The sequence below is a fragment of the Teredinibacter haidensis genome, from assembly GCF_014211975.1.
GTDB lineage: Bacteria > Pseudomonadota > Gammaproteobacteria > Pseudomonadales > Cellvibrionaceae > Teredinibacter > Teredinibacter haidensis.
Genome location: NZ_CP060084.1, coordinates 4805152 through 4816998, shown reverse-complemented (window position 1 = coordinate 4816998; position 11847 = coordinate 4805152). Strand labels below are relative to the sequence as shown.

The 11847-nt window shown below is 48.1% G+C and carries 9 protein-coding genes; 3 read left to right on the top strand and 6 right to left on the bottom strand.

Translation table 11 applies throughout. The features are described from left to right. Nucleotides 1–23: 23 nt before the first annotated feature. Nucleotides 24–2114 carry an EAL domain-containing response regulator gene (locus tag H5715_RS19580; protein ID WP_075186576.1) on the top strand — a complete coding sequence of 697 codons (2091 nt, stop codon included), beginning with the start codon at nucleotides 24–26 and terminating at the stop codon, nucleotides 2112–2114. A gap of 41 nt (nucleotides 2115–2155) precedes the next feature. On the opposite strand, the gene serB is transcribed toward H5715_RS19580, so the two are convergent. Then, nucleotides 2156–3367, bottom strand: a complete 1212-nt coding sequence (serB, locus tag H5715_RS19575) for a phosphoserine phosphatase SerB (protein WP_075186575.1) — start codon at nucleotides 3365–3367, stop codon at nucleotides 2156–2158. 152 nt (nucleotides 3368–3519) lie between these two features. Here serB and H5715_RS19570 point away from each other — a divergent pair, with 152 nt between their 5' ends. Together H5715_RS19570 and olsF are read left to right on the top strand one after the other, a co-directional pair. Beyond that, on the top strand, nucleotides 3520–4599 hold the full coding sequence (locus H5715_RS19570; protein ID WP_246434624.1) for a hypothetical protein: 1080 nt from the start codon (nucleotides 3520–3522) through the stop codon (nucleotides 4597–4599). Nucleotides 4600–4852: 253 nt separating this feature from the next. After that, the gene (olsF, locus tag H5715_RS19565) at nucleotides 4853–6565 is read left to right on the top strand and encodes a bifunctional ornithine lipid synthase OlsF (RefSeq protein WP_075186573.1); all 1713 of its coding nucleotides are present in this window, start codon (nucleotides 4853–4855) and stop codon (nucleotides 6563–6565) included. A 36-nt stretch (nucleotides 6566–6601) separates the two neighbouring features. Here the strand turns inward: olsF and H5715_RS19560 are convergent, their stop codons facing one another. The 5 genes from H5715_RS19560 to acs form a co-directional block, all read right to left on the bottom strand. Beyond that, entirely contained in the window at nucleotides 6602–7006 is a 405-nt protein-coding gene (locus H5715_RS19560) for an MAPEG family protein (RefSeq protein ID WP_075186572.1), read from the bottom strand. 18 nt (nucleotides 7007–7024) lie between these two features. Further along, nucleotides 7025–7597, bottom strand: a complete 573-nt coding sequence (smrA, locus tag H5715_RS19555) for a DNA endonuclease SmrA (RefSeq protein ID WP_075186630.1) — start codon at nucleotides 7595–7597, stop codon at nucleotides 7025–7027. A gap of 12 nt (nucleotides 7598–7609) precedes the next feature. Next, nucleotides 7610–8989, bottom strand: coding sequence for a nucleotide 5'-monophosphate nucleosidase PpnN (gene ppnN / locus H5715_RS19550; RefSeq protein ID WP_281388175.1), 1380 nt, complete (start codon nucleotides 8987–8989; stop codon nucleotides 7610–7612). 17 nt (nucleotides 8990–9006) lie between these two features. Then, nucleotides 9007–9471: an FKBP-type peptidyl-prolyl cis-trans isomerase gene (locus H5715_RS19545; protein ID WP_075186571.1), complete on the bottom strand. Its 465-nt coding sequence runs from the start codon at nucleotides 9469–9471 to the stop codon at nucleotides 9007–9009. Between the two features lie 182 nt (nucleotides 9472–9653). Beyond that, nucleotides 9654–11594 carry an acetate--CoA ligase gene (gene acs / locus H5715_RS19540; protein WP_075186570.1) on the bottom strand — a complete coding sequence of 647 codons (1941 nt, stop codon included), beginning with the start codon at nucleotides 11592–11594 and terminating at the stop codon, nucleotides 9654–9656. Nucleotides 11595–11847 lie beyond the last annotated feature (253 nt).

The following is an 11847-nucleotide window of genomic DNA, read 5'->3' as shown; positions in this document are numbered from 1 at the left end:
ACCGACAAAGCTTTAGCTAACTTATGTCTCAAACGAAAACCATTCGCCTGCTGATACTGAACGACTCACGTTCGGAAGCCGAACGCTTGATCAGTATGCTGCACAATGCGGGTCGACCGGTTCGAGCGCAACACGTAGATAACGAAGAAGCTCTTAACAAGCTATTACAGGAAAAAGTGTGGGACATGATGATTGGCCTCGACAGCAGCACCTGCTTGAAGCCCATCGATGCTATCCGCCTGATTCGCAGGCTAAACAAAGATGTCCCCTTCCTTCTGCAAACCAACGATGAAGGTTCCCAGCCCGTGGTAGAGGGCTTAAAACTCGGCGCCATCGATGTAGTTAAAGTCGATGAAGATCAACACCTACTATTAGTTATCCAGCGTGAATATCTCAACCGCGAAGAGCGGGATCTCAGGCGCTTTGCCGAACGCCGACACAAGGAGATAGAACGCAGAAACCAGCAGTTACTAGACAGCTCACGAGACGCCATTGCCTTTGTACAGGATGGCATGTTTCTCTATGTTAACGAATCCTTCTCTGAGCTTCTGGGACACGAAAGCCGGGACGACCTAGAGTGCATGCCCGTTATTGATGTTATCAGGGAGGCCGACCAGGATACGGTTAAACGCTTCCTGAAAGAATTTACCCTTAAAGGCAGCGATATAGAGACGAATATCCTGGAAATTTCGGCTATAACAGCCGACGAGGCCGAGCGACCACTAAAAATCGACGTCAGCAAATCCAACTTTGAAGAAGAAGCCTGTATTCAGTTTTTAGTTCGCACGTTTAACGCCGACAACGAAGAGCTAGAGGCGCAGCTAGAACAAATCAAAAGCCAGGATCTGGCTACAGGTTTGTACAACCGCAGCTATTTACTCAACGCATTACACGATGCCGTTGATGAAGCGGCAGAGGGAAACTACAACAGCGCACTGTTAAACATCGGCATCCAGGATTTCACCGCCACCGTAAACAGCAAGCTAGGCATAGCCTCCGCCGATATTGTACTGGGTACGATTGCCTCATACACTCAATCGCTAGTTAAAAAGAACGATACTCTCTGCCGCTATGGCGAAGATTCGTTCATGCTGCTAGTCGCAAAAATCGACCCAGCGACAGCCCAAAAGCGTGCGGAAACGCTGTGTCAAAAGCTGGTTGAGAATATTGTTGATATCGACGGCTCCACACTGCAATTCAATTACAGCATTGGCATTTCATTGATCAATGAAACCACTGCCAATGCCGAAATTCCCATTGAGCAAGCGCTTAAAGCTCTGGACATGGTACAAAGCAACGAGGCTAGCGAATTGCCCGTTCGTATTTATGAGCCTGAAACCAAGGCGGACGGGAAAGCCGATATTGCTAACATGGTACAACGGGCTATCGATACCGGTCGATTTAAGCTGCTGTACCAACCCATACTCAGCTTGCGCGGTTCAGACAAAGAGCACTATGAAGTGCTGTTGCGAATGATCGATGATGACGGCCAGGAAATTTCGCCGGGAGAATTTTTAAGTACTGCAGCCCAAATTGGGGCAACCACCAAAATTGACCGCTGGGTTATTCTGGAATCCATCAAAATTCTTTCAGGGCATAGAAAGAAAGGCAACCACACCCACATGATGATCAACCTGAGCAGGGAATCCATGCTCGACCCCACCCTGCCTCCTTGGCTCGGCGTTGCTTTCAAAGCTGCAGACCTACCCCCCGACACCATCGTATTTCAGCTAACTGAAATTGATATTAACGACCACTTGAACGTTGCCTCAACCTTTACGAAGCAAATTGAGAAAATCGGCAGTAGCTGTGGTATTACTCGTTTTGGCTGCGCACTGAACCCAATGAACGCCTTAAAACATGTTAAATGTTCACATATCAAGGTGGATGGCTCTTTCACCCACGATCTGCAAAGCAGCGGCGGTGATAATACGGAAAGCTTGAATGAACTGGTGAGCCAGCTACACCAAGAAGACAAGATCACGATCGTGCCATTTGTAGAGAATGCCAGCGTGCTGTCAAAGCTGTGGCAATCGGGCGTGCATTATATTCAGGGCTACTACCTGCAAGGCCCAACCGACGCAATGAACTACGATTTCGATACAGAAAGTTAAAAAATAATAGCGGTCGCGCTCACTATGCGAGCGCTCCAGTCTTAACCTATTTCGCGGTCGCGAAACCCCATTAAATACAGAATGGCATCCAGCCCCAAGGTCGATATGGACTGCTTGGCTTCTGCGCGAACCAAAGGCTTGGCACGAAACGCAATCCCCAAACCGGCAATGCTTAACATCGGAAGATCGTTCGCTCCATCACCAACGGCAACCACCTGCTTGAGGGAAATCCCCTCCTGTTCGGCCAGTTCCCGCAGTAGCTCTGCCTTGCGAAGACCATTCACAACTTCTCCAATTACCCGGCCAGTAACCTTGCCGCCAACAATTTCCAAATCGTTGGCGTACATATAATCAATGCCCAGCTTTTTCTGTAAATAGCGCCCGAAATAGTTGAAGCCACCGGAAAGAATCGCTGTCTTATAGCCCAAGCGATTCAAGGTGGAAATCAATCTCTCTGCACCTTCCGTCACCGGCAAATTTTCCGCGATACCCTCCAGTACTGATTCGTCCAAGCCCTTCAACAGCGCCATACGCTGCTTAAAGCTCTCGTTGAAATCGATTTCTCCACGCATAGCAGCTTCTGTAATGGTCGAAACCTTATCGCCAACGCCCGCCGCCTTTGCCAGCTCATCAATCACCTCAGCTTCGATTAAGGTGGAATCCATATCAAAGCACACTAATCGACGGGTGCGCCGGAACATATTATCTTCCTGGAAGGCAATATCTACATCAAGTTCCGATGCCAAATCCGCAAAATCTGCCCGCAAACGGGTAATATTCTCTGCCTTGCCCCGTGCCGAAAACTCCACACAAGCGATGGTGTCCTCCTTGCTCGAATCCAATGGAACGCGCCCGGAAAGGCGGCTGATGTTATCGATATTCAGTTGGTGCTTCGAAACAATACGGGTAAGGGCCGCTATCTGAATGGCTGTAATCTGGCGGGCAAGCAAGGTGACTATATGCCGATCTTTTCCCTGATGACCAATCCACTCACCGTAACTATCTTCTGTAATCGGCTGAAAACGGACCTGCATGCCAATATCGTGCATACGATAAAGAATATCTTTCACTACTGGCGACGAATCACTACCAGTAGGAATCTCCACCAACATCCCCAGCGACAAGTGATCGTGGATAACAGCCTGACCAACGTCCAGCACATTGGCATTATTCGCCGCCAATATGGAGGTTACTTCCGAGGTAACTCCAGGCTTGTCATGGCCGGAGATATTAATAAGAATAAGTTCGCGCACCAGTTACAGCCCTAAATTTTCCGGTTTAATCCGGCCGCATTATAAAGCAACAAAGACAAAAAATATTGCTGACACAGCAATTGCCATTCGCAACATTAGCCACTATCGTAGAGAACCTCTAGCAGATGTGGTTGAGTACAAAGGAGCAAGCATTGAGAGTTCAGTTTAACGGCCTATCCCCACTGGCAGCCTGTCTGTTTGGATTACTGAGCGGAATAGCGCTCGTCGTCATGCTAGCCGTACCGCGCCTGCACCAGATCAACAACACCCACAGCCAACACTATGGCAATGCGTTGGCCACCATGGCGGCCAACCAGGCAATTGATGCCTCCTTTAACCACGATCTTGTTCGCCTGCAGGTGATTCTAAGAGATGTAATGGACAACCCCGGAACGCTGCTGGCCACCATTCACGACGTCGAAAACAACCTGTTGGTTCAGGCCGGGGATGCTCGCACTCTGGACAATACAGCGCAAACTTATACAGCTCCCATTATTCTTCATGACAGCATTGCCGGTTATCTCTCGGTAAGCCTAAAGCAGACCCACGCTGTCGGCGGCGGCGCAACCTGGCTCTTGGCAACCCTAACGGCGGCCCTTCTACTGATACTATTATTGGAACTCTATCGGCAAAGAAGCTTTACCATTCAGAACCACTCACCCCCACATGCCGATCCTGAACAAGAGCAGGAGGAAGAAGACGATATAATAGAAACCCTGGACGATATCGAAACTCTGCCCAAGGTCTATGCGATCATCCACATTAAAAACCTGACTGTACTTAAACAACAATTAAACGGCGAAAATTTCCGTAAAACTCTCGGCGGCCTAGAACAAACCATCAGCGATGTTCTGGCACTCTATAACGGCTCCAGCTACCAACTGGAAGGCGATCTGTTCCGGCTCACATTTATTGCCAACGACGCCACCAACGAAGCGCTCTTCCGGGCTGCCTGCAGCGCCTGGCTGATTGTCGAGCTCGCCAGTATCACCCATAAGATACCACTGGATTTAGCCGCCTTTGTATCAGCCAATAACCTAGACCTGGCTCCCGCCAACCTGCCTATCGCTGGCCTAGTGCTTGAATCCCATGCAGCCAACGATGACCTTATACGCCGCCGTCTGCGTTTTGTAGAGGTGGGCGCACTCGATGGCCGAAAGGTCGTTGCAGGGTTTGAGCAACCCTTCCAGTCACTACTGGAAAAACAGCGACTACAGCTTAACCAGCTGTAGTCGCGAATAGAACATCCGCAGGAAACTGCGGTCGAAGCACCTGCGCCCCCCTGCCTGATATACGCTGTTCAGCAGAAAGTACAACCAATACACTGAAGAATCATAGTTTCCCGAAAACTTCGCCAAATTGTAACAATAGGGTCATTTCAGACGATTAGCCTCCACGTCATGACGGATAACTTCTGACTCCTGAGATGAGTAGACCTTCGCCAGGGAAACACTCGGTAAATGGGAACAGCTAACGGGTTAAATAATGATTAATGTTGAACAAGCGATAACAAACAAATTCCCCACATTTGCCGACAAGCCAGCACTTATCCGCAAACCAACACTTACGCTGCTAAAAAAACTAATCTACGAAGACGAAATCAACGGCTTTCTCCGTGATCACGGCAGCAGCAAAGGCGTTGAATTTATCGACCGAGTCTTCGACTTTTTCAATTTTAGCTACAAGATAGCTAGCCGCGATAAAAGCCGCATCCCTAAAAGCGGGCGCGTTGTCATTATCGCAAACCACCCAATCGGTTCGCTGGACGGCTTAGCCATTCTCCGACTTGTCAGTGAAGTTCGCAGCGATGTAAAAATAGTTGCCAACGATATGCTGATGAACTTTGAAGGCCTACACGAATTGCTGATCCCGCTCGACAATATGGCTGGAGGCAGTGCCCGACGCAGCTATAAGCGTGTTATTCAAGCATTGAAAGAAGAGCAGGCTATCATCGTATTTCCCGCAGGAGAAGTTTCCCGCGCGCGACCAAGTGGCGTAAAAGATACCAATTGGCGACCAGGTTTCTTGCACTTTTCCCGAAAATCCAGCGCGCCGATTCTCCCCATTCATATACACGCGAAAAACTCTCTTCTTTTTTACGGGGCCTCTGCATTGTTTAAACCCCTGGGTACAGCCTTGCTCGCTCATGAAATGTTTAACAAGCAATCATCAGATATTCGCTTTAGCGTTGGCGAACTAATCCCCGTCGAATCACTGAGTACAGACCAGCTCCTCGACAGAACCCTAGTTAAACGATTAAAAAAACATCTCTATAAAATCGGTGAAATCGAATTCAAGCAGTTTTCAACGCAAAAAAAAATTGCTCCCCCAGAAGCAGTTAATAAATTATTAAAAGAACTATCGCAAGCACAAAAAATCGGTGCTACGCGTGACAACAATGAAATATATTTGCTCGACTACCGACGCAACTCCTCGGTATTGAAAGAAATTGGTCGATTGCGGGAACTCACCTTTCGCCAAGTAGGCGAAGGCACCGGCCAGAAGCGCGACTTAGACGAGTACGACCAGGACTACCGCCACCTAGTGCTCTGGAATGCCGAAAATCAGGAAATTGCAGGTTCATACCGCATTGGTGAAGGCCATACGATTGTAAAAAAGAAGGGCGTAAAAGGTTTATACACTAGCAGCCTTTACCGCTACACGCCGACGATGGAGAGCTACTTCACACAGGGCATTGAACTCGGACGCAGCTTTGTCGCGCCTCAATACTGGGGCAAAGCCTGCTTGGACTATTTATGGCAAGGCCTGGGTGCATACTTGGCACACAACCCGGATATTCGCTACTTAATTGGCCCTGTTAGCATGAGTGCCGATTACCCGCGAGAACTGATGGATACCCTTGTTTACTTCTATCGCCGCTACTATGCGTGCCCGGAAGAGCTAGCCAAAGCCAACCATCCTTACCTACTTACCACCGAAACCATGGCCCACTTGGATGAGTATTTTGGCGATAATGATTCAGAGGCCGCATTTGAACTGATGCAGCGACGATTTAACGAAAATGGCCACAAATTACCGGTACTCTTTAAACAGTACACAGCCCTTTTTGAAACCGGCGGCTTCAAATCCATCGTATTTAGCTTAGATCCAGATTTTGGTGACTGTTTAGATGGCCTTTGCATGGCAGACATCACAAAACTAAAACCGAACAAGCGCAAACGCTATATCGGTAACTAAGTTGCATCAGGGGCGGAGCAACGCCCCTTGATTCGACTATACCGAGCAGACCAATAATCCCCACATGGCCATCAACAACAGCATACCCATCCAGAATACCAATAAGCGATGTAAAATGTTGTTATAGGTCGTATGTATTAGCGCATGAACAATACGAACAACAACATACGCCCAGCCCATCGAAACCATTAACGGGCTTTCTTGTTGCAACACAATCGCCAACAAAGAGACAACAAAAAAAAGAACCGGGGTTTCAAAAACATTCGCTATATGCCGAGAGCCCGCCAAGATATGTTTGGGGATATCAGCCCCGTCCGCCTCGAACAGACGAAAATAACTAATACGCACCTGTTTATTCCGAACAGACACGACTCGCAAATAAAAATGGTAACAGACAAACAAAAAGATGAAGACAACCAGAGCGAACATCGGGTAAAGCATACAGTAATCCTTTATTTTTTATGGCTTGTGACGGGCAAACCTTTCTTTGGCTTCCAGCTTTTTCTTATCACTTTTTTTCAGAAGAACATAGGTAGCACCATAGCTTCCATGCTGTTTTTGCGCCGAGTGAAAAGCCAGAACTTCATCGAACTGCGGCAACCAGTGAGCTACGCAACTTTTAAGTAATGCGGGGGTTTTTCTACCCTCCCCTTTTCCGTGGGTAATTAACGCGCAGCGAACATCGGTTTCCATACAATCCTGAACAAACTGGAAAATATTTTTTCTCGCCTGCTCCACAGTTAATCGATGCAAATCCAGACGCGCATCGATAATATATTTTCCCGTGCGCAGGTTTTTAAATACTCCGTGCTGAACACCCGGGCGCTGATAGGTAAGCACAGCCAGCGGCTCTACCAAATCTACCGGCGCTGATAGAGGGTCTTCTTTTGACTCCTTGAGTTCCTGTGCCGATAGTCGACGCTGCTCTTTATCCACGCCGACATCTTTAGCAGAAATCAGCTTAACACGCTTGTCTAGCTTGATGGGTTCTACATCGTCACCTAGTAGACTACTAAAATTATCGTCGTCAATCATGGTCCAATACTACAATACAATTTCGTAACAGGGGGTATATTCATCCGTTGGAATCTTCATACGTTTCTGGCGAATAAACGAACGCAGCAGTTTCTCCAGCGGTTGAATAATGTCGCTATCCCCATGGATTTTATAAGGGCCATTTTTAGCTACCGCAAGAATCCCGTGTTCCTTCACGTTACCATCCACAATACCTGAAAAGGCTTTGCGTAAATTAGACGCCAACTCGTTAGCGGGTTGGTTTTTGTGAAGCTTTAATTCAGACATATTCTGATGAGTTGGATTGAAAGGAATTTGAAAATCCTGATCAATTTTAACCACCCAATTGTAATAGTAAGCATCGTGAGTTAGCTGACGGTAAGCGGTGACTTCATTCATGCCTACACGCATTTTACGAGCAACTTCCACAGGGTTATCCAGAATAATTTGATAACGCTGCTGAGCTTCCTCTCCGAGAGTCAAACCAATAAACTCATCAATTTGCTGAAAGTACTCTCCAGCGCTTGCGGGGCCGGAAAAAATAAGAGGAAAGGGTAAACGCTTGTTTTCCGGGTGCAATAATATTCCCAAGATATAGAGAATTTCTTCCGCTGTCCCCACTCCTCCAGGGAAAACGACTATACCGTGACCGGTACGGACAAACGCTTCTAGGCGCTTTTCAATATCGGGCATTATCACCAGTTCATTCACAATAGGATTGGGCGATTCTGCAGCAATAATCCCCGGCTCGGTAATTCCAATATAACGCCCGGTTAAGCGCTGCTTGGCATGACCAAAAGTGGCCCCCTTCATTGGGCCTTTCATAGCCCCCGGGCCACAACCGGTACAGATGTCCATACCTCGCAACCCAAGCTGATAACCCACCTCTTTGGCGTATTCATATTCTGATTCACCAATAGAGTGCCCCCCCCAACAAACAATAATGTTGGGGGGCGTGTTGAGGTGTAACAGTTTTGAATTTCGAAGAATATGAAAAACACCGTTGGTAATCCCTTCGGACGAGGACAAATCCGTATCACCGTTTTCCAACAGCTCATTATTGATGTAAATAATATCGCGCAGGGCAGAGAATAAATGCTCTTTTATGCCCTGAATCATTTCACCATCAACAAAAGCATTGGCCGGGGCATTTTCGATGCGCAGTTTGATACCGCGCTCCTGCTGAACAACATCTACAGAAAAATCGTGAAATGCATCCAGTACTTCCTGTGTATTATCAGTCTCCGCTCCAGTGTTAAGCGCCGCCAATGCGCAACGGCGAAACGTTTCATAAACATCAACATTGCGGCGATCAATTAATCTGGCGACCTCCTGCTGCGACAAAACATTAAGCGTATTATCTGGTGACACCAGAGCTGATATTTTTTCCCCGGGAATTAAACTGCTCACCTTAGGGCTTTCTCCAATTAATGTACGTGACCGTGATCGATTTCTTCTGCGGTAGCGACCCGTACGTCTTCAACAGCCACATCAAAATTCAGTACTTTGCCAGCTAACTCGTGATTGCCATCAATGGTAATACCATCGTCACTCACATCTTTAACAACAACATATTGCTCGCCACCACTTTCGCTCTGTGCTTGAAACTCCATACCCACTTCAATGTTATCGATGCCGCCGAAGGCTTCGTGGGGGAGAGTCTGCACGAGTTCAGCTTCGTATTCACCGTAGCCATCTGCCGGTTGTACAGTAACCTGTTTTTTATCGCCCACTACACAGCCTTCAAGCTCACTTTCCAGGCCGGGAATGATATTGCCAGCACCAGCCAAGTAGATCAGCGGCTCGCGATCAGCGGAAGAATCGATAACAGCACCATCTTCATCGGTGAGGGTATAATGGATAGATACCACGCAGTTGTTTTCAATTTTCAAAAGAATCTCCTAAAACGCCTCCAGGCGTAGATGTATGTAGGCGCGAAGTGTAACGCAGGCAGATTTAAATTAGTACGGCAGCCATTAAAAAGCCCCGACTATTATCGGGGCTTCGGCTTCGGGAGCCCGTCAGCTGTATGGAGTAGGGAGCTTCTCAAGCCCGACGGGTAGCACTATACTTCCTACTTGGTAAGGCGATTGTCGATCAAGTCGTCAACAACGGTCGGATCAGCCAGAGTGGAAGTATCGCCCAGGGCGTCAACTTCATTGGCGGCAATCTTACGAAGAATTCGACGCATGATTTTACCAGAACGCGTTTTTGGCAGACCTGGAGCCCACTGAATCACGTCTGGCTTGGCTATGGGACCAATTTCTGTCACACACATTTTCACCAGCTCTTTCTTCAGCTCATCGCTGGGCTCTTCACCGCTCATCAGGGTAACGTAGGCATAGATTCCCTGCCCCTTGATGTCGTGCGGGTACCCCACAACGGCCGCTTCTGCAACTTTATCATGTAGCACCAAAGCACTTTCAACTTCGGCGGTGCCCATACGATGGCCAGATACATTGATCACGTCATCCACACGACCAGTAATCCAGTAGTAACCGTCCGCATCGCGACGCGCTCCATCACCGGTAAAGTAGTAGCCTGGGTAGGTAGAGAAGTAAGTTTGGATCAGGCGATCGTGATCACCGTATACCGTACGGATCTGACTGGGCCAGGAGGATTTAATCACCAAACTACCTTCAGCTTCGCCATCCAACTCCTGCCCTTCGGCATCAAGGATAGCCGGCTCAACGCCGAAGAAGGGTAACGTTGCTGAACCAGGCTTAAGGTCAATGGCTCCCGGAAGCGGAGTCAGCATATGCGCACCCGTTTCTGTCTGCCACCAGGTATCCATAATCGGGCAGCGGCCTTCACCCACAACATTGTGATACCACTCCCAGGCCTCGGGGTTGATAGGCTCACCCACAGTCCCAAGAATACGTAAAGATTTACGTGAGGTATTGGTTACAAACTCATCACCCTGGCCCATCAAAGCCCGAATCGCCGTTGGCGCAGTGTAAAATATGGCAACATTGTGCTTGTCGACAACCTCCCAGCAACGTGCAGCAGAGGGATAAGTGGGAACTCCTTCAAACATCAGACTTGTGGCACCATTAGCCAGCGGACCATATATGATATAGGAATGACCCGTTACCCAGCCCACATCGGCAGTACACCAATAAACTTCACCTTCCTGATAATCAAATACATACTTGTGTGTCATTGCAGCTTGTAACAGGTAGCCCCCGGTGGTGTGAAGAACACCTTTTGGCTTACCCGTTGAGCCCGACGTGTAAAGAATAAACAGCGGATCTTCCGCATCCATTGGCTCTGAGGGACAGTCGGCGCTCACTTCCTTCTCCATTTCGTGATACCAAACGTCCACGTCTGGATTCCACGCAACATCACCACCGGTGCGTTTAACCACCAGCACCGTTTCCACATTGGGGCACTGTGCAACCGCTTTATCAGCATTTGCCTTCAATGGAACCCTGCGACCTCCACGTAGGCTTTCATCGGAAGTGATCACAACCTTACAGTCAGAATCCTGAATACGGTCCTTTAGCGCTTCTGGCGAGAAACCACCAAAGACAATAGAGTGAACCGCACCAATACGTGCGCAAGCCAGCATTGCATATGCGGCTTCCGGGATCATCGGCAGGTAAATACAGACGCGATCACCCTTTTTGACGCCGCGATTTTTCAGAATATTGGCCAACTTGCCAACTTTCTCGTGCATCATGTTATAGGTGATTTTTAAATCTTCGTTGGGATCGTCGCCTTCCCAAATAATGGCAACCTGATCGCCGCGCTTTTCCAGGTGGCGATCAATACAGTTGGTGGAAACGTTCAGCTTCCCGTCTTTAAACCAGCTGGTTTCCCCTTTACGGAAATCAAATTCGCGCACACTGGTCCACTTTTTCTCCCACGACAAAAACTCTTCCGCCTGCTGCCCCCAGAAAACGGACGGATCGCTAATAGACTGCGCATACATCTTTTGATACTTTTCTTTAGTGATATGAGCAGAAGCTGCTATGGCCTTGGGAACGGGATACACATTATTATTATCTGACATCGCTCGACTCCATTGGTAAAAGTTGCTTAAAAGCAGATTTATAATAGAAATACTGATGGATGACTCTTGGTGAGAATGCTCCAGACAAACATAATGCTTAGAGCATCACGCGAATTCAGCATAACGTTTTTGCAGATTACCAAACAGTGAGCCACTAGAGGAATACGACTTTGGTTGAGGTGGGACAAAAAATCGCAGAGGTGGCGATTTTAGCCGCCATAAACCCGGCAAAATAAGGGGTTAATCACACTGC